General features: G+C 73.6%; 19 protein-coding genes. 11 read left to right on the top strand and 8 right to left on the bottom strand.

Going from position 1 to position 22,345, the window contains the following annotated elements:
• Nucleotides 1–75: 75 nt before the first annotated feature.
• Nucleotides 76–486 (top strand): DUF7144 family membrane protein, encoded by a 411-nt coding sequence (locus ACZ43H_RS03170; RefSeq protein ID WP_464587691.1) that lies wholly within the window; start codon nucleotides 76–78, stop codon nucleotides 484–486.
• Between the two features lie 16 nt (nucleotides 487–502).
• On the opposite strand, the gene hypE is transcribed toward ACZ43H_RS03170, so the two are convergent.
• From hypE to hypF, 4 genes are read right to left on the bottom strand one after another with little or no spacing between them, the layout of a single operon-like run.
• Complete coding sequence (hypE, locus tag ACZ43H_RS03175; protein ID WP_464587692.1) at nucleotides 503–1,558, bottom strand: hydrogenase expression/formation protein HypE; 1,056 nt, start codon at nucleotides 1,556–1,558, stop codon at nucleotides 503–505.
• On the bottom strand, nucleotides 1,551–2,681 hold the full coding sequence (gene hypD, locus ACZ43H_RS03180; protein WP_464587694.1) for a hydrogenase formation protein HypD: 1,131 nt from the start codon (nucleotides 2,679–2,681) through the stop codon (nucleotides 1,551–1,553). Before hypD ends, hypE begins: the two co-directional genes overlap by 8 nt.
• On the bottom strand, nucleotides 2,678–2,998 hold the full coding sequence (locus tag ACZ43H_RS03185; protein WP_464587695.1) for a HypC/HybG/HupF family hydrogenase formation chaperone: 321 nt from the start codon (nucleotides 2,996–2,998) through the stop codon (nucleotides 2,678–2,680). The genes hypD and ACZ43H_RS03185 overlap by 4 nt, the downstream gene beginning before the upstream one ends.
• A complete protein-coding gene (gene hypF / locus ACZ43H_RS03190) occupies nucleotides 2,989–5,304 on the bottom strand; it encodes a carbamoyltransferase HypF (protein WP_464587697.1) in 2,316 nt (771 codons plus the stop codon). The genes ACZ43H_RS03185 and hypF overlap by 10 nt, the downstream gene beginning before the upstream one ends.
• 172 nt (nucleotides 5,305–5,476) lie before the next feature.
• Between hypF and ACZ43H_RS03195 the strand changes: the two genes are divergently transcribed.
• From ACZ43H_RS03195 to ACZ43H_RS03210, 4 genes are all read left to right on the top strand, one after another.
• Nucleotides 5,477–6,571, top strand: a complete 1,095-nt coding sequence (locus ACZ43H_RS03195) for an ArsO family NAD(P)H-dependent flavin-containing monooxygenase (RefSeq protein WP_464587698.1) — start codon at nucleotides 5,477–5,479, stop codon at nucleotides 6,569–6,571.
• 81 nt (nucleotides 6,572–6,652) lie between these two features.
• Nucleotides 6,653–7,255: a dihydrofolate reductase family protein gene (locus ACZ43H_RS03200; protein ID WP_464587700.1), complete on the top strand. Its 603-nt coding sequence runs from the start codon at nucleotides 6,653–6,655 to the stop codon at nucleotides 7,253–7,255.
• Nucleotides 7,256–7,310: 55 nt separating this feature from the next.
• Nucleotides 7,311–7,967 carry a VOC family protein gene (locus tag ACZ43H_RS03205; RefSeq protein WP_464587702.1) on the top strand — a complete coding sequence of 219 codons (657 nt, stop codon included), beginning with the start codon at nucleotides 7,311–7,313 and terminating at the stop codon, nucleotides 7,965–7,967.
• 228 nt (nucleotides 7,968–8,195) lie between these two features.
• Nucleotides 8,196–8,765: a DinB family protein gene (locus ACZ43H_RS03210; protein ID WP_464587703.1), complete on the top strand. Its 570-nt coding sequence runs from the start codon at nucleotides 8,196–8,198 to the stop codon at nucleotides 8,763–8,765.
• A gap of 69 nt (nucleotides 8,766–8,834) precedes the next feature.
• Here the strand turns inward: ACZ43H_RS03210 and ACZ43H_RS03215 are convergent, their stop codons facing one another.
• The 3 genes from ACZ43H_RS03215 to ACZ43H_RS03225 are packed head-to-tail and all read right to left on the bottom strand — an operon-like array spanning nucleotide 8,835 to nucleotide 11,234.
• Nucleotides 8,835–9,188, bottom strand: coding sequence for a VOC family protein (locus ACZ43H_RS03215; protein WP_464587704.1), 354 nt, complete (start codon nucleotides 9,186–9,188; stop codon nucleotides 8,835–8,837).
• A gap of 40 nt (nucleotides 9,189–9,228) precedes the next feature.
• The gene (locus ACZ43H_RS03220; protein WP_464587706.1) at nucleotides 9,229–10,896 is read right to left on the bottom strand and encodes a bifunctional 3'-5' exonuclease/DNA polymerase; all 1,668 of its coding nucleotides are present in this window, start codon (nucleotides 10,894–10,896) and stop codon (nucleotides 9,229–9,231) included.
• Nucleotides 10,897–10,937: 41 nt separating this feature from the next.
• Nucleotides 10,938–11,234: a hypothetical protein gene (locus tag ACZ43H_RS03225; RefSeq protein ID WP_464587708.1), complete on the bottom strand. Its 297-nt coding sequence runs from the start codon at nucleotides 11,232–11,234 to the stop codon at nucleotides 10,938–10,940.
• 136 nt (nucleotides 11,235–11,370) lie between these two features.
• Between ACZ43H_RS03225 and ACZ43H_RS03230 the strand changes: the two genes are divergently transcribed.
• The 4 genes from ACZ43H_RS03230 to ACZ43H_RS03245 all read left to right on the top strand — a co-directional run bounded on the left by ACZ43H_RS03230 (nucleotide 11,371) and on the right by ACZ43H_RS03245 (nucleotide 19,480).
• Complete coding sequence (locus ACZ43H_RS03230; RefSeq protein ID WP_464587709.1) at nucleotides 11,371–12,867, top strand: DUF3375 domain-containing protein; 1,497 nt, start codon at nucleotides 11,371–11,373, stop codon at nucleotides 12,865–12,867.
• Nucleotides 12,864–13,667 carry a DUF4194 domain-containing protein gene (locus ACZ43H_RS03235; protein WP_464587711.1) on the top strand — a complete coding sequence of 268 codons (804 nt, stop codon included), beginning with the start codon at nucleotides 12,864–12,866 and terminating at the stop codon, nucleotides 13,665–13,667. The genes ACZ43H_RS03230 and ACZ43H_RS03235 overlap by 4 nt, the downstream gene beginning before the upstream one ends.
• Nucleotides 13,664–17,131: an ATP-binding protein gene (locus ACZ43H_RS03240; RefSeq protein ID WP_464587713.1), complete on the top strand. Its 3,468-nt coding sequence runs from the start codon at nucleotides 13,664–13,666 to the stop codon at nucleotides 17,129–17,131. The genes ACZ43H_RS03235 and ACZ43H_RS03240 overlap by 4 nt, the downstream gene beginning before the upstream one ends.
• A 942-nt stretch (nucleotides 17,132–18,073) precedes the next feature.
• Nucleotides 18,074–19,480: an HNH endonuclease gene (locus ACZ43H_RS03245; RefSeq protein WP_464587714.1), complete on the top strand. Its 1,407-nt coding sequence runs from the start codon at nucleotides 18,074–18,076 to the stop codon at nucleotides 19,478–19,480.
• A gap of 287 nt (nucleotides 19,481–19,767) precedes the next feature.
• Here the strand turns inward: ACZ43H_RS03245 and ACZ43H_RS03250 are convergent, their stop codons facing one another.
• Complete coding sequence (locus ACZ43H_RS03250) at nucleotides 19,768–20,394, bottom strand: helix-turn-helix transcriptional regulator (protein WP_464587716.1); 627 nt, start codon at nucleotides 20,392–20,394, stop codon at nucleotides 19,768–19,770.
• On the opposite strand from ACZ43H_RS03250, the gene ACZ43H_RS03255 reads away from it, so the two are divergent.
• Both ACZ43H_RS03255 and ACZ43H_RS03260 read left to right on the top strand, forming a co-directional pair.
• The gene (locus ACZ43H_RS03255; protein WP_464587718.1) at nucleotides 20,378–21,019 is read left to right on the top strand and encodes a hemerythrin domain-containing protein; all 642 of its coding nucleotides are present in this window, start codon (nucleotides 20,378–20,380) and stop codon (nucleotides 21,017–21,019) included. The genes ACZ43H_RS03250 and ACZ43H_RS03255 overlap by 17 nt on opposite strands.
• 76 nt (nucleotides 21,020–21,095) lie before the next feature.
• Nucleotides 21,096–22,340, top strand: a complete 1,245-nt coding sequence (locus ACZ43H_RS03260; protein ID WP_464587720.1) for an MFS transporter — start codon at nucleotides 21,096–21,098, stop codon at nucleotides 22,338–22,340.
• The last annotated feature ends 5 nt before the right edge of the window (nucleotides 22,341–22,345 follow it).

Below are 22,345 nucleotides of genomic sequence, written 5' to 3' on the forward strand. Positions count from 1 at the left end.
ATGACGGGGCCGGCCGGCTCACCGAAGGTGGAGCCAGTGCGCTCCGCCGCGAGGGCGGGCGTCGAGGAGGTCGGCATGGGCACGCACGAGGCGTACGAGGACTCGACGAAGGGTGCCTGGGCAGACGTCGTCAGCACCTTCGCCGGCGTGATCCTGCTGGTCGCGGGCGGGTTCGGGATGATCCAGGGTGCGTCCGCGGTCGCCAACGACGACCTCTACTCCCAGGGCAGCGACTACCTCTACCAGTTCGACATGACGGCCTGGGGGTGGGTGCACCTCGTCCTGGGCGCCATCGGCGTCCTGGTCGCCGTGGGCATCCTGATGCGGAAGTCGTGGGCCTTCGTCTCCGGGATGCTCGTGGCCGGGCTGTCGATGCTGACGAACTTCGCGTTCATCCCGCACTACCCGTTCTGGGCCATCACCCTCATCGCGCTCGACGTGCTCGTGGTCTGGGCGCTCAGCAACCAGCTGGGGCACGCGGACTGAGCGGGCCGCGTCCGCGTCAGCAGATCCGCGGCAGCTGCTCGCCGATCGGCAGGTCCACGACCCGTTGGGCCCCGAAGCCGGTCCGGGCCGAGACCATGCCGGGGTGGCTCTCGACGCACTCGCCGATCACGGTGGCGCCGGCTCCGGCCGGGTGTGCGCGCATCGCCGCCAGCACCTCCTCGGTCCGGTCCCGCGGCACGAACGCGAGCAGCTTGCCCTCGTTGGCGACCTGCAGCGGGTCCAGCCCGAGGAACGCGCACGCGTTGGCGACCACCTCGGGGACGGGCAGGCTCCGTTCGTCGAGCGCGATGCCCACCCCGGACGCGCGGGCGATCTCGTTGAGCGACGTGGCGACCCCGCCGCGAGTGGGATCGCGCAGCACGTGCAGGTCCCTCGTGACCGCGAGCATCGCCGCGACCAGACCGCCGAGCGGCTGGCTGTCGCTGCGCACCTCCGTCCCGAACTCCATCCCCTCGCGCACGCTCATGATCGCGACCCCGTGCACGCCGATGTCGCCGCTGACGATGACCACGTCACCCGGCTCGGCGCGGTCGGGCCGGATGTCGACGCCCTCCGGCACGAAGCCGATGCCGGCGGTGTTGATGTAGATCCCGTCCCCGTGACCGGACTCGACGACCTTGGTGTCGCCGGTGACGACGCGGACACCCGCACGCCGCGCGGCCTCGCCCATCCGCTGCGCGACGACGCCGACCCGGGCGACGTCGGTGCCCTCCTCGAGGATGAACGCCGCGGAGAGGAAGAGCGCCTGCGCGCCGCTCATCGCGAGGTCGTTGACGGTCCCGTTGACGGCCAGGTCGCCGATGCATCCGCCGGGGAAGAAGAGCGGGCGCACCACGAAGGAGTCGGTCGAGAAGGCCAGCCGCCCGTGGGGCACCTCCAGCACCGCGGAGTCGCCGAGCTGCTGCAGCGAGGCGTCGGCGAAGCTCGGCAGGAACACGTGCTCGACCAGCTCCCCGGACATCGCCCCGCCGCCGCCGTGGCCCATCACGATCGTCGGGCTGTCGCGCAGCGGCAGGGGACAGGTCCAGCCCTCCAGCGTCAGCTCAGCCAACGGAGCTCACCTCCTGCGGGCCGGCCGCGCCCGGCACCTGCAGCCGCCGGTAGAGGTGGTACGCCGCGCACGCGCCCTCGCTCGACACCATCGTGGCCCCGAGCGGGGTTCTCGGCGTGCACGTCGTACCGAACGCGGAGCACTCGTGGGGCTTGATCAGCCCCTGCAGCACCTCGCCGCTGCGGCACACCGCCGACTCCTGCGTGTGGATGTCGCCCACCCGGAAGCGTTCCTCGGCGTCGTACTCGCGGTAGCGCTCCGAGAGCCGCCACCCGCTCTGCGGGATCATCCCGATGCCGCGCCAGGACCGGTCGACGACCTCGAAGACGTCCTCCAGCATCCGGATCGCGACCGGGTTCCCGTCGGCCGAGACGACGCGCGGGTAGGCGTTCTCGACCTCGTGCCGGCCCGCCTCGAGCTGGTGCACGGCGCGCCGTATCCCCTCGAGGATGTCGAGCGGCTCGAACCCGGTCACGACGATGGGTACGCCGAACCGCTCCGCGAGCGGCGGGTACTCGCCCGTCCCCATGACCGTGCACACGTGACCGGCGGCGAGGAAGGCCTGCACCCGGCAGTCGGGCGAGGTCATGATCGCCTCGATCGCGGGCGGCACGCGGACGTGGCTGACCAGGAGGCTGAAGTTCTCGATCCCGAGCCTCCTCGCCTGGTGGACCGTCATCGCGTTCGGCGGCGCGGTCGTCTCGAAGCCGATGCCGAAGAACACGACCTGCCGGTCGGGGTTCTCGCGGGCGATGGTGAGCGCGTCGAGCGGGGAGTAGACGACCCGCACGTCGCCGCCTGCGCTCTTGACCCGGAACAGGTCCCGGTCGCTGCCGGGGACCCGGAGCATGTCGCCGAAGGAGCAGAAGATGACATCGGGCCGCGCCGCGATCTCGAGCGCCTTGTCGATCACCTCGAGCGGGGTGACGCAGACCGGGCAGCCGGGGCCGTGGATGAGCTCGATGCCGTCGGGCAGCAGCTGGTCCAGCCCGTGCCGGATGATCGAGTGCGTCTGGCCACCGCAGACCTCCATCAGCGCCCAGGGACGGGTCACCGTCGCCCGGATGTCGTCCAGCAACCGGGCGGCCAGCGCCGGGTCCTGGAACTCGTCGAGGTACTTCACGACAGCCCTCCTCCTCCGGCCGCGTCGCGGTCCGGGCGGGGGAGTCCCGCCTGCTCCGCCGCCCGCCCCCACTGGTCCCCGAACTCCGCGTCCAGCTCGCCCAGCTGCCGGAAGAGCGCGAGCGTCTCGAGCGCGGACTGCTCGTCGAGCCGCTGCAACGCGAACCCGACATGCACGATGGTGTACTCGCCCACCTCGAGGTCGGGCACGTACTCCAGGCAGACCTCCTTGATGACCCCACCGAAGTCGACCTGCGCGACCCTCGTCCCGTCGCGCTCGGTGATCTCCAGGACCCGGCCCGGCACGGCTAGGCACATGGTGTCTCCTTCCGGCGGTGCGCGAGCACCGCGACCTGTCCGAGCGCGAGGCCGGCGTCGCTGGGCGGGACCCGGCGGTGCCGCAGCACCTCGAAGCCCTGTTCCGACAGGGCGCGGGCGCAGCCGGCGGTGAGTGCGGCGTTGAGGAAGACCCCGCCGCTGAGGGTCGCCCGGCCCAGTCCGGTCTCCTCGCGCAGCCGGGTGAGGACGGCGACCACCAGGTCGACCACGCCGTGCTGGAAGCGGGCGGCCACCAGCGCCGCCGGGACGCCGGCGAGCACGTCGGCGGCGACGGCGGCGACCACGGGACCCGGGTCGAGGGCGCCGTCGTCCAGCCCGAACCGGTAGCCGCCGGACACGCTCGCCCCGCGCGCGACCGCCTCGAGCTCCATGGCGGCCTGGGCGTCGTACCCGACCCGGTGCCGGATGCCGGCGATCGAGGCGACGGCGTCGAAGAGCCGCCCCATGCTCGAGGTCGGCACGCACCGCAGGCCCGTGGTGAGCTGCCGGTCCAGGAGGGCGAGCTCGTCGTCGGTGCAGGCCCGGACGGACGGGATCCGGTCGTCCCAGTCGAGGCCGGCGCTGCGCAGGTGGGACAGCGCCGTCCGGCACGGGTTGCGGACCCCGGCGTCGCCGCCGGGGAGGGGCACGTAGGCGAGGTGGGCGACGCGCGAGTACGCCGCGTAGTCGGCCACCAGGAACTCGCCGCCCCACGCCGCGCCGTCGTCGCCGTACCCGGTGCCGTCGAACGCGATGCCGAGCACCCGCGTGCCCGTGGGGACGCCGTGCTCCACCATCGTCGAGGCGACGTGCGCGTGGTGGTGCTGCACCTCGAGCACCGGGCGGCCGTCGGCGTGCGCGCGGGCCCACCGGCGGGAGCGGTACGCCGGGTGCCGGTCGGCCGCCAGCGTCTGCGGCACCACTCCGGTGATCGTGCCGAGGTGGCTGACGGCCCGGTCGAAGGAGTCGAGGGTGGCGACGTCGTCCATGTCCCCGACGTGGCCGGAGAGCCAGGCGAGACGCCCCTCGGCGAGGCAGAAGGTGTTCTTCAGGTCGCCGCCCACGGCCAGCGCTGCGGGCGCGTCGAAGGGCAGGTGGAGGGGGAGCGGGGCGTGCCCGCGCGAGCGCCGGACGGGCGATTCCTCGCCGTCGACGACGCGGCTGACGGAGTCGTCGCACGGCACGTGGATGGGACGGTCGTGCCCGAGCCACGCGTCCGCGACGGCCGCGAGGCGGGTGCGGGCCTCCTCGTCGTCGGTCACGATGGGCTCGCCGGTCAGGTTGCCGCTGGTCATCACCAGGGCCGCGGGCCCGGGTGGGTCACCGGGAAGGCCCAGCAGCAGGTGGTGCAGGGGCGTGGACGGGAGCATCACCCCGAGGTCGGCGCTGCCGGGGGCGACGGCGTCGGCCACGGGTGCGTCGGCTCGGCGGCGGGCGAGCACGACGGGCCGGGCCCGGCTGGCGAGCACGGCTCGCTCCGCACCGTCGAGGTGCACCAGCCGCTCGGCGTCCTCGAGCGTGCGCACCAGGAGGGCGAACGCCTTGTCGCCACGCTGCTTGCGCTTGCGCAGCGTGGTGGTGGCCTGCTCGCTGGTGGCGTCGCAGACGAGGTGGTAACCGCCGACGCCCTTGACGGCGACCACGGCCCCGTAGGCGACGAGACGTCGCGCCTCGGCCAGCGCCGCCTCGTCGTACGTCGTGTCGCGACCGGGTCGGGTGAGGAAGAGCCGGGGGCCGCAGCCGGGGCAGCACACCGTCTGGGCGTGGAAGCGACGGTCGGCGGGATCGGCGTACTCCGTCGCGCAGTCGGCGCAGAGGGGGAAGCCGGTCATCGTCGTCGTGGGCCGGTCGTAGGGGAGCGCCGTGGTGATCGTGAAGCGGGGCCCGCAGCTCGTGCACGTCACGAACGGGTGCCGGTGGCGGCGGTTCCCGGGGTCCAGCAGGTCTGCGAGGCAGTCGTCGCACACGGTGACGTCGGGGGAGACGAAGGTGCGACCGGCACCGGGCTCGGAGTCCTTGATCGTGAACGACGTGCCGCCCTGCGCCGGCAGCACGACGACCTCGACGCCGGTCACGGACGCCAGCGGCGGTGCCTCCCCGGCCACCCGGTCGCAGAAGGCGCGCACGTCCGCAGCCGCACCCTCGACCTCGACGACGACCCCGTCCGCGCTGTTCCACACCGCGCCGGCCAGGTCGAGGGAGCGGGCGAGCGCGTAGACGTGCGGCCGGAAGCCCACGCCCTGGACGACGCCGCGAAGGGTCACGCGGCGCCGCTCGCGCGGCGTACGTACGGTCGTTCCCGTCATCGAATCGTCGCATCCTGCGGCTGGCTTGGTGGCCTCGCAATCTACGACTCCCGGATCCGCGGCACCAGAGTCCTGAGGCACCTACCCGACTCTGAGGACTTCCGTGACCGGGCCTGCGCCCTTGCCGAGCGCGCGTGGTGACCCACTGGCCCGGGCGGACATGATGACGTCCATGACCGATGTGGAGGTCGCTGTCATCGGCGGCGGACAGGCCGGCCTCGCGACCGCGTTCCACCTGCGCCGGTCCGGCCTGGTCCCCGGGCAGGACTTCGTCGTCCTCGATGCCGCCGGGCAGCCCGGGGGAGCATGGTCCCGCATGTGGGAGGGGTTGCGGCTCTTCTCACCGTCGGCGTACTCCTCGTTGCCCGGCTGGATGATGCCGGCGTGGGACGACGCCGTGCGCGGCTTCCCGCCGCGCACGCACGTCGTCGATTACCTCACCCGCTACGAGGAGCGGTACGGGCTGTCGGTGCTGCGACCGCACCGGGTCGCGCGGGTCACCCGCGCGGACGACGACCCCGGTGGGCGCCTCCTCCTGGACGCGGACGGGCTGACGGTCGCCGCTCGGTCGGTGGTCTCGGCCACCGGCACGTGGGAGCAACCCTTCTGGCCCGCCTACCCGGGCACGGACGTGTTCGCGGGCCGCCAGTTGCACGCTGCGGACTACCGCAGCCCGCGCGACTTCGCCGGGCAGCGGGTCGTGGTCGTCGGCGGCGGCAACTCGGCCGCGCAGGTGCTGGCGGAGGTCTCGACCGTCGCGGACACCCTGTGGGTCGCGCCACGGCCGCCGCGGTTCCTGCCCGACGACGTCGACGGTCGAGCGCTGTTCGCAGCGGCGACGGCCCGCATCCGGGCGCTGCGCGAGGGCCGCGACCACCCCGGCGTCGGCGGGCTCGGCGACATCGTCATGGTCGCCGCCGTGCGCGACGCCCGCGACCGGGGCGTGCTCGAGGCACAGCCGATGTTCTCGCGGCTCACCCGCACCGGTGTGGCCTGGCCCGACGGCAGGGAGTGCCCCGCCGACGCGGTCATCTGGTGCACGGGGTTCCGGCCCGCGCTGCGCCACCTCGCCCCCCTCCGGCTCCGCCACGAGGGTGGGCGCGTCGCCGTGGGTGGGCCCGCCGGCACGCAGGCCGTGGGGGAGCCGCGCCTGTTCCTCGTGGGGTACGGCGACTGGACCGGACCCGCCTCGGCGACCCTGATCGGTGTCGGCCGCTCGGCGCGGGACACGGTGGGCGTCGTCGTCGATCTGCTGGCCGGCTCGTGACGCAGGGTCGGTAGGGTCGCCGTCCCGACCGCCGGCCGCCGACGCGTGTGCCCGACGACCTTGCGAGGAGCCCGTACGCCGATGCGCACCCTGACCTACCTCGTCGCCACCACCCTGGACGGGTTCATCGCGGGGCCGGACGGCGCCGACCCGACCGCGCCGGGAGGTTTCTGGCCGATCACGGAGGACTACGTCGGCCACCTGGTCGCGGAGCTGCCCGAGACGCTGCCGTTCCTGGCGCGCGAGGCGCTCGGTGTCTCCGCCGAGGGCACGCGGTTCGACACCGTCATCGAGGGGCGTCGCTCCTACGAGCTGGGGCTCGCGGCCGGCATCACCAACGCCTACCCGCACCTGCGTCACCTGGTCTGCTCGACGACCCTGACCAGCAGTCCCGACCCTTCGGTCGAGCTGGTCACCGGCGACCCGGTGAGCGCCGTGCAGGACCTCAAGTCCCAGCAGGGCTCGGGGATCTGGCTCGTCGGCGGAGGTGACCTGGCCGCCAGCCTGCTTCCGGAGATCGACGAGATCGTGCTCAAGCTGAGTCCGCTGACGATCGGGTCCGGGATCCCGCTCTTCGGTCGCAGCGCGGCCTTCGACCCGCAGACCTGGAGCCTCGCCGACCACACCGTCCTGCCCGGCGGTGCCTGCTTCCTGACCTACAGGCGGGCTGCCACCGAGCGCTGAGCCGCGGCCGGCGGTCGCTCCGCGCTACCTTGGTGGCCGGCAGGGGGAGGCGGAGATGAGCGAGCAGGGCTGGCTGGCGTTCCTCGCCGCGGAGGGTCTCGACGACTGGGTCGTGCTCCACGGCGGCGCGGCCGCGGTGTTCCGCGCCCGGTCGCTCGGGGATGCGGCTCAGCTCGCCGCGTCGATCGCGCGGGTCCCGGGCGTCGAGAGCTCGGGAGCGCTGATGACGCTCGCGCAGGACCGCCTCACCGTGCGGCTGACCCGCGGCGTCTTCCGGCTGGAGGCTCGGCACGTCGACCTGGCCCGCGGCATCTCGGCGGTCGCCCAGGAGCGGGGGGCGGTCGCCGACCGCGCGAGCGCGCAGGAGGTGTCGTTCGCGATCGCGGCGAGGCCGGACGACATCGACGTCGGCTTCTGGCGCGCCGCCCTGGGGTACGCACCGTTGGCCGAGGACAACGGCGTCGACCCGCTGGGTCACGGGTCGACGGTCTGGTTGCAGGACCTGGACGCGGCCAAGCCGCTGCGTCACGCGATGCACGTCGACGTGTCCGTCGCCAGCGACCAGGTCGAGGAGCGCGTGCAGGCGGCGCTCGCAGCGGGAGGACGGGTGGTGGACGAGTCCCGCGCTCCCGGGAACTGGATCCTCAGCGACCGCGCCGGCAACCGCGTGTGCATCTGCGCCTGGCCCGACGGCGCGGCGTGGCCCGGCTGAGCGGTGCCGAGCTCATGCGGCCTGCCTTCGCCGGGACGTCGTACGGTCCGGTCGGCCTGGCTGCCGCTCCGTATGACGTCCCCGGCAACGTCGTACGTCGTGGTAGCGGGAGCAGCCAAAACGGATGACGTCTGCGCCGGACCGGGTCGCCAGGCGCGTCCTCGGTGCCCGAGGCAACACGCGGCTCGTGTCCGATCACCGCGTCCCGACAGCGGGCACGATGGCGTCATGCCACCCGATCCCAAGGACGTCCTCAAGGACTACCTGCGAGGCGCGCGGGACACGCTGATCTGGAAGCTCGAAGGACTGTCCGAGCGCGACCAACGGCTGCCGCGCACGCCAACGGGGATGAACCTCCTCGGCATCGTGAAGCATGCGCTGAACACGGAGGCCGTCTACTTCGGTCCCACCTTCGGTCGCGCGTGGCCCACGCCCGAGGAGCTCGTGCCCGCGGGCGGGTGTGACCCGCAGGCCGACTGGTACGCCACCGAGCAGGAGTCGGCGTCCGGCGTCGTCGACCTCTACCGGCGCGTGCAGGCGTTCGCCGACGAGACCATCGACGCGCTGCCGCTCGACGCGATCGGCCATGTCGCGCACTGGGGAGGAGCGGAGGTCACGCTCCACCAGATCATGGTGCACAAGATCGTCGACCTGCAGCGGCACGCGGGTCACGCCGACATCGTGCGCGAGCAGATCGACGGGTCGACGGGGCTGCTGCCCCGCGCGAGCAACCTGCCGGGGGAGATGGACTGGCCGGCGTACGTCGCCAAGCTGAGTGCGATCGCCGAACGGTTCTGAGCTCGCCGAGTGCAGGCTCATGCCGCGACGAGGGGTGCGTTCACGCCGAGATCAGGTTCGGGGCACGGGTCAGGCGGGCTGCCACAGCTCGATCCGGTGGCCCTCCGGGTCGGTGACCCAGCCGAACCTCCCGACGCCGGCCATGTCCTGCGTCTCTTCGTCGACCTCCGCGCCCTTGGCGCGCAGCTGGGCGAGCATCGCGTCGAGGTCGCGGACCCGGAAGTTGAGCATCGTCTGCTGGGTGCGGGACCCGAAGTAGTCGGTCCCGGACTCGAAGGCCGCGAACACGGTGGGGCCGGCCTCCTGGTGCCAGAGCCCGTGCTCGTCGGCGTCCAGGCCCAGGCACTCGCGGTACCAGGCGCTCAGCGCCTCCGGGTCCGTCGCCCGCAGGAAGTAGCCGCCGATGCCGAGCACGCGTTCCATGTGCCCAGACTGCCAGTCCGGCGATCCGGGCGGGAAACGGCTACGTCGCTCCCACCGCACCCGGCTTGCCCGCCTCCGCGTAGGACCGCACCACCGAGACGTTCAGCGGGAAGTCGACGGGCAGGTCCCGGAACAGCAGGCCGGCGGCGTTCGCGGCGGCCTCGCGAGCCTGCTCGGCGACGGTCTCGGCGAGCTCGACGGGCGTGTGCACGACCACCTCGTCGTGCAGGAAGAAGACCAGGTGCGGCCGGGAGGTGAGCGGGCCGCTGCCACCCAGACGCCACAGCCGGTTGCGCAGGTCGGCGATCCAGCACAGCGCCCACTCGGCGCCGGTGCCCTGCACGACGAAGTTGCGGGTGAACCGGCCGTAGGCGCGCCGTCGACGGTCCAGCAGCGCCTGGCTGTCGGGATCGGGCCCGGGGCTCTCGGGGTCGCGGTCCCACGCCTCGCTCAGGCTCGGGGAGCCGCGCCCCAGCAGCGTGCGCACCACCTGCCCCCGCTCACCGGCGCGGGCGGCGTCCTCGACGAGGCCGAACGCGCGCGGGTAGCGCCGGGTCAGGTCGGCGACCATGCGACCGCTCTGGCCGCTGGTGGCGCCGTACATCGCACCGAGGAGACCGAGCTTGGCCTCGGTGCGGCTCGCGACGGCACCGTCGTCGACCATGCCCTGGTAGAGGTCGGTGCCGCGCGCCGACCTCGCGAGCGCGGGGTCGCCGCTCAGACCGGCCAGCACCCGCGGCTCCAGCTGCGCGACGTCGGCGACGACCAGCGCCCACCCGTCGTCGGCCACGGCCGCCGGACGGACCTGGGCCGGGAACGACAGGGCGCCTCCGCCGTTCGACGACCACCGGCCTGTCGTCGACCCGGCGGGCTGGTACGACGGACGGAACCGGCCGTCGCTGACCCACTGGTCGATCCACGCCCAGCCGTTGGTGGAGAACAGGTGGGCGAGCTGCTTGTAGCGCAGCAGCGGCGCGATGCTCGGGTGGTCGAGGACGCGCAGCGTCGAGGCCCGGGTGTCGTTCACCTCGAGCCCCGCCCGGCGCAGCGCGGCCAGCAGCTCGGGACGTGAGTCGGGGTTGAGACCCGGAGCGCCGAGCGCGGTGCGTACGTCGTCGGCCAGCGCCTCGAGCCGCACCGGCCGGACGCCGCGGGGCGGCCGCGGGCCGAGCTGCTCGGTCAGGAGCCGCTCGTGGACGTCGACGCGCCAGGGCACGCCGGCGTACGTCATCTCCGCGGCGACGAGGGCGCCGGAGGACTCGGCCGCGAGCAGCAGGCCGAGCCGCGCCGGCTCCCGGGACGCGGCCACGGCGGCCAGCTGCCGGGCGTCCTCGAGGTCGGCGCGCAGGTGCTCGCTCACGTCGTCGACGGCGAACAGCACCGGGTCCGACGGGGTGTTCGGGCCGAGCCTGTCCCACTGCTCCGACTGCTCCCCGGCCAGCAGCGACGCATCCACCGCCGGGGCCCGCAGGAGCAGGTGGTGCCCGAGCCGCAGGTCGTGGCAGCGCGCCACCCGCACGCCGGCGGCGAGCAGTGGTGGGTACCACCGGGCGGTGTCGTCCCACACCCAGCGCGGACCGCCCCGCTCGTCGGCCTCCCGGGCACGCGCGAACGCCGGCAGGTCGGCCATCGCGACCTCGTGCTCGACCTCACCGTCCACGACGAGGACGCGCTCACCGGGGAGCCGGGAGAGCGAGACACGGGTCACGGGGGACACCTTGGCACCCGGCGGCGACATCCCTGCCGAGGTCACCCGGGTGGCGCCGGCACCTCGGCGGTCCACCGCTCCCGCCGCTCGTCGTCGGACTGCTCCCACCACGGCGTGCCCCGCTCGCCGAGCGCGACCTTGGCGGCCTGCACCCCGGCCCGGGCGGCGGCCTCGCCGTCCGTGCCCTTGGTACGCCGCACCTCGCGCCGCCAGGCCATCAGCAGCCGGGTGAGCTCGTCGCGCCGGTCCTCGGGGATGGCCGGATCGGTGGCTCGCCAGCGGCGGCCGTCGATGACGACGTACCTCCCGCACGGGGTGACCTCGGGCGGCTCGCTCACGCGGCGACCCTAGCCCGCGGCAGGATCGGTCCGGCCGCAGAGCGGGCTGGGTCCACCCCGTCTGGGAGAACGACGGCCTCCGGTGGCATGCTGTCTCGCCGCGCCCGGCCGGGTGCGGTGCAGTCTGGGAGGTTCGATGAGCGAGGTGGCCGCCGAGCTCGGGCGCGTGCGTGGCGCGTTCGCGCAGCCCACCCTCACCCTGCTGCACCAGCGCCAGGCGCCGGTGGTGATCGCGGTCTTCAGGTCCGCCTTCGGCCGCGACAACCGGCCGATCCCCACGGCCCGCCTGCACACCCAGGTCGAGGACCATCTCGCCGAGCTGCGACGTACCGGCGGGGTGGACGTGCCCACGGGCAGCGGACGGGACCTGTGCCAGCGCTGGATGCGCGGCCAGTGGCTGGTCCGGTCCCTGGACGACACCGGGCAGGAGGTCTACACCCTGACCTCCCACGCCCAGCAGGCGCTCGAGCTCGTCAAGACCCTCTCTCGGGACCGCGCCACCCTGAGCGAGCACCGGATCGCCACGATCCTCACCACCGTGCGCCGCTTCAACAGCGAGGCGAACCCGGACCGCACGGCCCGCGTCGACATCCTCAACGCCGAGATCGCACGGCTGACCGCCGAGCGGGACCGGCTCGTCGACGGTGTGGAGCTGGAGCCGCCGTCGCAGGACTACATGCTCGAGGGGTTCACCGAGCTGCAGTTGCTGATCTCGGCGCTGCCCAGCGACTTCGCACGGGTGGAGGAGCGGTTCGCCCAGATCCGCGCGCAGATCCTGGCGTCGTTCCGCGCCGAGGACCGGCCCGCCGGCGAGGTCATCGACGACTACCTCGCCCGCGCCGACGCGCTGGTGACGGCGACCCCCGAGGGCCGCGCCTTCGAGGGTGCCTTCGCCCTGCTGCGCGACGACGCCCTGGTCGCCCAGCTCCGCGACGACCTCGGCGCCCTGCTCGACCATCCGCTCGCCGACGGCATCCTCGGTGACGCCGACCGTGCGGAGCTGCGCGGCACGGTCCGCCTGGTCCGCGACGGCCTGGACCGGGTCCTCTCGCAGCGCTCCCGGGTGACCTCCACGCTCAAGGACTACATCGTCTCCCACGACGGCGCCCGCGACCGCGAGCTGGAGCAGACGCTGCGCCAGATCGAGTCCGAGCTGATGACCTGGATGGCGGAGTCGGGGCCGCGGGCCACCGTCGACGTACCCCTCCTGCCCGCCCGCGCGGACGTCGAGCACTTCCGCGAGCGCTTCTACGACCCCGCCGACGACATCGCGCCCACCCGGCTCGCCGACAGTCGGGGCGAGGAGGCCGCGCCGCCGTCGTACGCCGAGCTGATGGCCCAGGGCGGCCCGTCGGTGACGGTCCTGCGCGAACGCCTCGACGAGGCGCTGCGCTCGCTCGAACCGGCCGCGTCCCTCGGCGAGGTCTTCGACTCCCTCGAGCCCGCGCTGCGCCGGCCGGTCGAGATCTTCGGCCTGCTGCACCTGGCGGCCGACGAGCAGCTGCCGGCGGAGACCGCGCTCGAGCTCTACCGCGCCGTACGCCCCGACGGGTCGACGCGGACCTTCGCGGTGCCGCGCGTACCCCTGGACGACCCCGACCTGCCGCCGAGGCCGAAGGAGCACGCACGATGACGACCACCGCGGACGAGCACGAGGACGTCACCACCCTCCGCGCGGACCTCGACACCGACGGGGCCGACTTCGTGGCGGTCGACCCCGAGGACCCCGAGCGCGAGGCCACCACGTCGGTCTCGCTGTTCGAGGGTGACGAGGGCGGCCTGGAGTACGCCGAGCGGCGCGCCCTGGTCGCGCTGCTCAAGCAGCGGTTCATCAGCGCCCGCACCCACCCGAGGGACTGGCGCGCGCTCACCGAGAACGAGCGGGTCATCCGGTCGCGCCTCAACGACCTGTTCCTCGAGCTGCAGATCGACCCCGTCCGCGAGGTTGCCTGGAAGCGCCAGGCCGTCCCCGAGACGGGGCCCAGGTTCCCCACCCTGCTCTACGACGCCGCGTGGAGCCGCGAGGAGACCGTCGTCCTGGTGCACCTGCGCGACCGGTTCCGGGCCGCCAGCGCGGCGGGGGAGGGCCGGGTCTACGTCGACCGCGAGGACGTCGTGGAGTACGTCGCCGGCTTCCGCCCCGCGCACGCCACCGACGTGGCCGGTGACGAGAAGCGGGCCCGCAACGCGGTGACCAGCGTCAACAAGGCCGGCCTGCTGATCGGGTCGCCCACCGACGACCGCTTCGAGATCAGCGAGGCGATCGAGTCGCTGCTCCCGCTGGAGCTGCTCAAGGAGCTGCTGGTGAGCCTGCAGCAGACCAACGACCCCGCCGGGGACGAGGCCGACGACGCCCTCTTCGACGGTCCCGAGCCCGAGCCGGCTGACGAGTCCGCTGACGAGTCCGCCGACGACGACCAGGAGCGCGCATGACCACCGACGTCGAGAACCTGCCGGACGTCACGGTCGAGGGTGAGGGGCTCTTCGAGCAGGGCGTCGTCGCGGCACCCTCCGACGACACCCTGCAGTGGCGCGCCGAGGTGCTCCAGCTGGTCAACTGGGGCGGCTTCTCGGGCCGCGTGACCGTCGACCTGCACGGTGACGCGACGATGATCTCGGGGGCCTCCGGGGTCGGCAAGAGCACCGTGCTCGACGCCTACACGGCGCTGATGATGCCCTCGGACACCAAGTTCAACGGCGCCTCGAACGACGCCGTGGCCGGCCGGGCCCGCGGGGCCGGCCAGCGCAACCTGCTGTCCTACCTGCGCGGCGCGGTCGACGTCGTCGACGACCCGCGCACCGGCCGCCCGGTCGAGCAGCTGCTCCGCGGGCGCGGCAGCGACACGTGGGGTGCGGTGGCGATGACGTTCGTCAACGACCAGCAGCGCCGCTTCACCGCGCTGCGCACCTACTACGTCCCGCGCCGGGCCGCTCGCTCCAGCGAGGTGCAGATGCAGCTGGCCACGCTCGACGCACCCGTGGACCTGGCCGGCCTGGAGGCGGCGGTGCCGGACCGCTTCCACGCCAACACGCTCAAGAAGCTCTACCCGGGCGTCCGGGTCCACCGCACCTACGCGGAGTACGCCGCGATCCTCTACGCCCGCCTGGGGATCGGGGCCAACGGCGACGGCGCGAAGGCACTGCGGCTGCTGGCCCGGATCCAGGCCGGTAACCAGGTCCGCAGTGTCGACGAGCTCTACAAGGAGATGGTCCTCGAGCGGCCCACGACGTTCGCCGCCGCCGACCGTGCCGTCGAGCACTTCGACGACCTCGAGTCGGCGTACACGGCGATGCGCACCGAGGAGCAGAAGCAGGAGCTGCTGGCGCCGATCACCGATCTCCACGCCCGCAAGACCGCCGCACTCGCGCGCACCGAGGAGCTCGACGCGTTCGGCGTCACCGCGAAGGGCGACACGCCCGTCCGGCTCTGGCTGCTGCGCACGCACGCGCGGCTGCTCGGCACGGCGGTGGAGGCGAACCGGCAGGCGCGGGCCCGCGTGGCCGGCGAGCTGCAGGCCGGCGGCCGGGCGGTCAGCGTGCTCGACACCGACCTCGAGGCCGCCAAGGAGGAGCACCGGGCGGCCGGGGGAGCGAGCCTCGAGCGGCTCGCCGCCGACATCGAGCGCGAGCGCGCGGTGCGCGAGGAGCGGCTCGGCCGCCGCGAGCTGCTGCTCGACCGGATGGGCCCGCTGCTCGAGCCGGGCACCGGAGGCGCCGCGGAGTCGCTGGCGTCGCGCGAGGCGTTCGCCGAGCTCGGGGCCCGCGCCGAGCGCTGGCTGGCCGAGCACCCGCAGGAGGCGGCCGGCCTGGTCGCCGAGCGCGACGAGGTGATGGGTGAGCGCTACCCGCTGCTGGCCCGCCGCACGGAGCTCGAGGCCGAGCGCACCTCCCTCGCGGGGCGCGCCGGCCGGGTCCCCGAGCAGCTGCACGCGCTGCGCAGCGAGGTCGCCCGCGCCAGCGGGCTGTCGCTCGCGGAGCTGCCGTTCGTGGCGGAGCTGATCGACGTGGCGCCCGAGGAGTCGCGCTGGCGGCTGGCGATCGAGACCGTGCTCTCCGGCACCGCCCGGGTCATGCTGGTGCCGGCCGACCGGCTCGAGGAGTTCTCGGCCGCGATCGACTCGGTGCGGCTGCGCGGGCGGCTGACGTTCGAGGGCGCCGAGGTCGACCTCGACGCCCCGACCGCCGCGGCGCCGGACACCGTCGCCGGCAAGCTCGTCTTCCAGGACTCGCCGTTCCGCGGCTGGGTCCAGCGGCACGTCGCCGAGCCCGGGCGCAACGCCCGCTGTGTCGAGTCCGCGGCCGAGCTCGGCGGGGGCGGTTACCGCGTCAGCCTCGCCGGCCAGACCCGCTCGGGGCGACGCGGCTCGCACGGCCGCGGCGACCGGCGCAACATCATCGGCTTCAGCAACGCCGACGCCGTCGCCGAGCTCGAGGAGGAGCTCACCGCGATCGAGGAGTCGCTCGCGGGACTCGACGGCCGGCTCCAGCAGGTGGAGACCGCCACGCGGGTGCTCGAGCTGCGGCGCACGGCGTACGACGCCGTCCGCAACCACGGCTTCGACGACCTCGACGTGGCCTCCTGCGACGAGCGGATCGCCCGCCTGCTGCGTCGCCGCGAGGAGATCCTCGGCACCGACGACCGGCTGAACACCCTCGAGCAGCACATCGCCGACCTGGAGACCCAGCTCGAGGAGGCGCGACGGCACCGCTTCCAGCTCGAGGAGCAGAAGGCGCGCCTCGACGCCGAGCACGGCGACCTGGTCGAGTCCGAGGACCAGGTGAACGACGAGCTCGAGCGGATCGAGCGGACCGACAGGTCGGTGCTCTCGGAGGAGCAGATGGCGCGGCTGGACGCCGAGTTCGCCGCGGCTGCCGCACCCGACGACCCCGAGGACCTGACCCGCTTCCACGAGAACGCCGGCCGCCTGCAGACGCGCCTCAATGAGGCGGTCGCCTCGGCCCAGGTGGAGGTCGAGCACGTCGACCGCGAGCTGGGCGCGATCTTCCGCGGCTACCAGCTGCAGTGGGAGGACCCGAACCTCGGCACCACCGCCGAGTCCTACCCCGACTTCGCCCGGATCCTTGCCGACATCGAGGCCACCGGCCTGGCCCAGCGCCGCTCGGAGTGGCGCCGCCGGCTGACCGAGTGGAGCGGGCAGGACCTGGTGCCGCTGGCCGGCGCGATGTCGGCGTCGGTGGAGGAGATCGAGGACCGGCTCGAGCCGATCAACGCGATCCTGCGCCGGCTCGAGTTCGGCGCCGAGAAGGACCGGCTCCGGATCCGGCTGCGGCGGCTCGCCCCGGCGCACGTGCAGGCGTTCGTGCGCGACCTGCGCGAGCTGTCCCGCGGCTCGACGCGCGAGCTCGACGAGGAGCAGATGGAGGCGCGCTTCGCGCAGCTGCGTCGCTTCATGGGCCAGCTTCGTCGTCCCGACAGCCCCCACGGCGGGCCCACCGAGGGCGACCGCGACCGGCTGCTCGACGTACGCCGCCACGTGGAGATCAGCGCCGAACGCTACGACCGCCTCACCGGTGAGCTGAAGGCGACGTACCGCACCCTGGGGGAGAAGAGCGGTGGCGAGAGCCAGGAGCTCGTCGCGTTCATCGTCGGCTCGGCGCTGCGCTTCCGGCTCGGTGACGAGATGCGCTCCCGCCCGCGCTTCGCGCCCGTCTTCCTCGACGAGGGCTTCGTGAAGGCCGACTCGGAGTTCGCCGGCCGCGCCGTGCGCGCCTGGAAGGGGCTGGGCTTCCAGCTGGTGATCGGGGTGCCGCTGGACAAGGTCACCGGGCTCGAGCCGCACATGGACGAGCTGCTGGTCATCACCAAGCACACCGAGACGCACCTGTCGTCGATCTACCCGATCACCGACGCCGACCGGGCGGGCCTCTCGGGGTAGCTGCTCCCCGCCGAGTCGCTTCCGGTTGCGGATTGGTCACCAACCGCATCGGGACCCGGGCTGGGCGACCGGCTGGGGTCGGCCTCCGCGTCTGGCTCTCGGCTGCTTTCGGTTGCGGTCCTGGCTGGCTACGGGGAGGTCCGTCTGGGTCGGCGCCGGCTCCCCGGCTCTCCGGTTGGCTTCGGTGGCGGTCCTGGCTGGCTACGGGGAGGTCCGCCTCGGTCGACGCCGACTCCCCGGCTCTCCGGTTGCCTTCGGTTGCGGTCCTGGCTGGCTACGGGGAGGTCCGGCTCGGTCGGCGCCGGCCCCCGGCTTTGGGGTGTGCGGTTTGGTCACCAGCCGCATCCGATCGGCGCAGTCCGATGCGGGCTGTGACCATTCGGCACCCCTCCTGGCGACCCGGCCGGGCGGCGGGCGTTCGGCTTCAGCTCCGGCTCTCTCCCGGCTCTTGGGCTGCCTTCGGTGGCGGTCCTGGCTGGATACCGGGGAGGTCCGCCTCGGTCGGCGCCGGCTCCCGGCTTCCGGGCGTGCGGTTTGGTCACCAACCGCATCGGATCGGCGCGATTCGATGCCGTCTGTGACCATTCGGCACCCCTCCTGGGCGACTCGGCCGGGCGGCTGGCGTTCGGCTTCAGCTCCGGATCGCTCCCGGCCCTGCGGGCTGCCTTCGGTGACGGTCCTTTGCCGGCTACGGGGCAGGTCAGCTGGGGTCGGGGCTGGCTCCCGGCTTCCGGGCGTGTGGTTTGGTCACCAACCGCATCGAATCTGGCCGATCCGGTGGAGTCTGTGACCATTCGGCGAGGGTCCCTGCGGTTGCCCCCAAGAGCGCCGCCAAGGCGTTCAACCTGCTCCTCGAAACTTTCTTCGGAAAGCATCTCGCTCAGCGAGATATCCACAGGTCAGGAGGCCGGGACTGTCGGTGCCTTCTGGTTGAGTCAGGTCATGGAGCAGCAGCCGACCGACACGACGACCAGCCCCGCCGGGGTGGCCGCCGCCGCGGCCGCGCTGCTCACCCAGCTCGGCGAGGTGCTGTGGGCTGCGAAGACCAGTGACGAGCTGGTCGACGTGGTCGCCGCGTTGGAGCAGGTCCGCTGCCAGGTTGCGGCCGTGCAGGCGCCGGTGCTGGCCGAGATCGAGGCCCGCGGGGTCGCGAAGACTCAGCTGGCGTGGGGGTCGACCGCGGCGTGGTTCACCCACCTCGCCGGCCTGCACCACGCCGAGGGCCACCGCACCGTCCGCCAGGCCGCGGCCCTCGTCGGCGACTACGCGACCACCCACGCGGCGCTGTCGCGGGGTGCGATCTCGCCGGAGCAGGCGTCGGTGATCGTGACCGCGGTCGACAGACTCCCCCTGAACCCAACGGTCCGGGCCGAGGGCGAGGCGGCGTTGCTGGCCGAGGCGGGCCGGTTGAACGCCACCGACCTGGCCACGGTCGGCAAACGCCTCGCCGTCCTGGTGGACCCGGACAAGGCCGAACGCCAGCTCGAGGCCGCGCTGGACCGGGAGGACCGGGCCGCGCACCACCACCGGTACCTCGCCATCACCGAGGACGGTGCCGGCGGCATCCGGTTGCGCGGCCGCGGCACGGTCGAGGACGCCGCCCTGATCAAGGCCGCCCTCCTCCCGCTGACCAAGCCCCAGCCCGCCACCGCCACCACAACCGGCACCGGCACCGGCACGGATGATGAGGAGGACCCGGACTGCGCCGAGGCCAAGGACCCGAGGGATCACGGCGCCCGGTTGTGGGACGCGCTGGTCGAGACCGCCCGGCACGCCCTGACCACCGACCTACCCCCCGACTGCCACGGCGCCCGCCCCCGCATCGCGGTCACCGTCAGCCTCGACGTGCTCCGGGGCCGGATCGACTGGGCCACCCTCGGCACCACACTCGACGCCACCACCCTGGACGCCACCACCCCGGTCGGCGGGGTGACCGACGACGGCCTGGAGCTGACGCCGGCCGTGGTGAGGCGGCTGGCCTGCGACGCCGACATCATCCCCATCGCCCTCGGGGGCAGGGGCGAGGTGCTTGACGTCGGACGGGCACATCGACTGGTGACACCGGCCCTGTGGCGGGCCCTGGTCTGCCGCGACCGGCACTGCGCCTTCCCCGGCTGCACCCGACCACCCGTGATGGGCCACGCCCACCACATCGCCTACTGGACCGAGGGCGGCACCACCAGCCTGGACAACCTCGTGCTGCTGTGTGGCCACCACCACCGCACCGTCCACCACACCCCCTGGCAGGTCCGGATCAGCCCCGCAGACGGCAAGCCGGAGTTCCGGCCACCCCCGAGGCCCGGCCACCCGCCCGATCAGTGGACCCGATCCCGCCCCCGACGCGAGTGAGCAACGCGATCAGCGAGCTGCACGGGGCATCGAGCACGGTCAGGGACCGACAACCACCTCAGCAGAGAAGGGGCGAAGGAGAGGCTGCCGGCCAGGAGTGGCCCGCAGCCGCGAACCGCGCGCGAGGAGCGTAAAAGCGAGCGAAGGCGCCGAAACGGAGCCCAACCCCAGCGGCGAGGGACCGGCGCCGCAGCGAAGCAAGCGACGGCGCACGGTCCGCGGCGGAGGGCCACACGAAGCCAGCAGCGAGTCACAGCCCGGGAGAAGCCCGGCAACCGCCGGAAGAATCAGGCCCCAGCGATCGGCGGTACGACGAGCCGACAAGCCCCCGGCTCCGCAAACGGCAGCAACCGCGTGCCACTCGGATCCGCACCGTGCTCCTCGAGCACCCCCCGGACGATCCCGAGGTGCACCGAGCACACGACGCCGGGGTGGCGGTGGGCGGCCTCGAGCAGCGGGCACCGGGTGAGCCGCACGTCGGCGGGGGAGCCCTGGCCGGTCTCGGGCTCGAACCCGAGGTCGTCGAAGAGCGCGACGACCTGCGAGCGCGCCTCCTCGGCAGACGAGGGCACGGCGCCGCGGCCGCGGGCGAGCTGATGACCCCACTCCTCGCCGGCGGCGGCGGCGACCTGCTCGGGGTCGGCGCTGGTCCGCGCGATGCTGGCGGCGAGCGCGGCGGCGAGGCCGGCGTACTCCGCCACGTCGCCGTCGGTGGCCTCGTAGAGCCAGGCGGGTCGCCCGCGTCCGGTGGGCTGCGCGCGTCGTCGGCGGGCGAGTCCCGCCCGGACGAGCGCGTCGAGGTGTTCGCGCAGCGTGTTCTCGTGCAGGGAGGTGGCCGCGACGAGTGCCGCGAGGGTCACCGGCTCGGGCTGGTCGCGCAGCGTGTTGAGCAGCGCGGTGCGCGAGGCCGACATCCGGCGGCCCGGTACGCCGGGGCGCGGACCGCGCACGGGGGCCGAACGGCCTCTATTTTCCACGGAGTTCACTGTAGTAAATCTGGGCTCGGGCCGTCAGGCGGACGACCTGCAACCCGAGGAGAACCCGATGGACTTCGAGGAGATCGCCTCCAGCGAGGCGGACGCGCGCGCGGCCCGCGCCGTCGAGCACCACCACGCGAAGATGGCCGGAACGCTCGCGCTGCGGGCGGAGACGCTGACCGCGAGGGCGCGGGCCGGCAGGGAGCGGGCGGCGGCCGACGCACGCGACGAGCTGGCCCGTTGGTGCAGCACCGAGCTGGTGCCGCACGCGGTCGCCGAGGAGGACACCCTCTACCGGGTCGCCGCGGGACGCCCCGAGGGCCGGCTGCTGGTCGAGGCGATGCTCGCCGAGCACGAGGCGATCCTCCGCCACGTGGACGGACTCGTCGACGCGGGCTGTGCGGTCGACGCGGCCGTGGCCGCCGGTGCGCTGCGCGCGGTCTTCGAGGTCCACCTCGCCAAGGAGAACGACCAGGTCCTGCCGCTGCTGGTCGCGGACCCCGACGTCTCGGTCGCCGACCTGCTCGGCAGCCTGCACGAGCTGGTGGGCAGCCATGACTGACCAGCGCGTGCCCATTGGCAAGACCTCCTCCGTGGACGAAGGTGGAGCCCGTGACGCAGCGGGGGAGCGGTCAGCGGTGACGACCCCGGGCCAGCGTGCGCGAAGCGGCGAGGCGGCCGGAGGCTCACCGTGGCTGATGCTCGCGATGGCGACGATCGGGTTCGCGCTCAACTTCTGGGCCTGGGCGCTGATCAGCCCGCTCGGTCCGCTGTTCCGCGACCAGGGCACCCTCGGCACGCTCAGCGAGTCCGACGTCGCCCTGATGGTGGCCGTGCCGGTGATCGTCGGGTCGCTGGGCCGGATCGTGGTCGGCGCGCTCACCGACAAGCTCGGCGGCCGGGTGATGTTCCCGGTCGTGTCCGGGGTGACGATCCTGCCGATCCTGTTCCTCGCGTTCTTCGCGCTGGACTCCTACACCCTGATCCTGGTCGGCGGCTTCTTCCTCGGCATCGCCGGTACGGCGTTCGCGGTCGGCGTCCCCTTCGTCAACGCGTGGTTCCCGCCGGAGCGGCGGGGCCTGGCGATCGGCATCTTCGGTGCCGGCATGGGCGGCACCGCCATCAGCGCGCTGACGACCGTGAAGCTCTACTCCAACGTCGGCCCCAAGGCGCCGTTCCTCATCACCGCCGGGGTCCTGGCGGTCTACGCGGTCGTCGCGTGGCTGGTCCTGCGCGACGCACCCGGCCGGGTCGCTCCCACCACCTCGTTGGCGAGCCGGCTGGTCAGCAACGCCCGGCTGCCCATCACCTGGCAGGCCTGTCTGCTCTACGCGGTCGCCTTCGGCGGGTACGTCGCCTTCTCGGTCTACCTGCCGGCGTACCTCAAGACCGACTACGGCCTGACCCCGGCCGATGCCGCCAACCGGATGGCCGGCTTCGTGGTCGTGGCCGTGGTGATGCGGCCGGTCGGTGGCTGGCTCTCCGACCACTTCGGCCCGATCCCGGTGCTCGCGACGGCGTACTCGGTCGTGGTCGTCGGGGCCGGCATCGCCGCCACGAACCCGATCCTCGAGCACGTCGGCACCGTCGCCTTCCTGGGGATGGCCGCGGCGCTGGGGGCCGGGAGCGGCGCGACCTTCGCGCTCATCGCCCGGGTCACCGAGCCGTCGCGCGTCGGCGGCGTGACCGGCCTGGTCGGGGCGGCCGGTGGGCTCGGTGGGTTCATCCCGCCGCTGGTCATGGGCTACGTCTACGGCCGCACCGACTCCTACGCGATCGGGCTGTGGATGCTCTCGATCACCGCCGCGCTGACCCTGCTGCTGACCGTCACCGTCGTCCGGCACACCGCCCGGGCATCCGCCGAGGAGAGGACCACCGCGTGAGTAAC

It is taken from the genome of Nocardioides sp. DN36 (assembly GCF_055380375.1).

Coding starts and splice junctions, on each gene's coding strand:
- ACZ43H_RS03170 (WP_464587691.1), top strand. CDS start 76: ATGGGCACGCACGAGGCGTACGAGGACTCGACGAAGGGTGCCTGGGCA.
- ACZ43H_RS03185 (WP_464587695.1), bottom strand. CDS start 2,998: ATGTGCCTAGCCGTGCCGGGCCGGGTCCTGGAGATCACCGAGCGCGAC.
- hypF (WP_464587697.1), bottom strand. CDS start 5,304: ATGACGGGAACGACCGTACGTACGCCGCGCGAGCGGCGCCGCGTGACC.
- ACZ43H_RS03195 (WP_464587698.1), top strand. CDS start 5,477: ATGACCGATGTGGAGGTCGCTGTCATCGGCGGCGGACAGGCCGGCCTC.
- ACZ43H_RS03200 (WP_464587700.1), top strand. CDS start 6,653: ATGCGCACCCTGACCTACCTCGTCGCCACCACCCTGGACGGGTTCATC.
- ACZ43H_RS03205 (WP_464587702.1), top strand. CDS start 7,311: ATGAGCGAGCAGGGCTGGCTGGCGTTCCTCGCCGCGGAGGGTCTCGAC.
- ACZ43H_RS03210 (WP_464587703.1), top strand. CDS start 8,196: ATGCCACCCGATCCCAAGGACGTCCTCAAGGACTACCTGCGAGGCGCG.
- ACZ43H_RS03215 (WP_464587704.1), bottom strand. CDS start 9,188: ATGGAACGCGTGCTCGGCATCGGCGGCTACTTCCTGCGGGCGACGGAC.
- ACZ43H_RS03230 (WP_464587709.1), top strand. CDS start 11,371: ATGAGCGAGGTGGCCGCCGAGCTCGGGCGCGTGCGTGGCGCGTTCGCG.
- ACZ43H_RS03235 (WP_464587711.1), top strand. CDS start 12,864: ATGACGACCACCGCGGACGAGCACGAGGACGTCACCACCCTCCGCGCG.
- ACZ43H_RS03240 (WP_464587713.1), top strand. CDS start 13,664: ATGACCACCGACGTCGAGAACCTGCCGGACGTCACGGTCGAGGGTGAG.
- ACZ43H_RS03245 (WP_464587714.1), top strand. CDS start 18,074: ATGGAGCAGCAGCCGACCGACACGACGACCAGCCCCGCCGGGGTGGCC.
- ACZ43H_RS03250 (WP_464587716.1), bottom strand. CDS start 20,394: ATGTCGGCCTCGCGCACCGCGCTGCTCAACACGCTGCGCGACCAGCCC.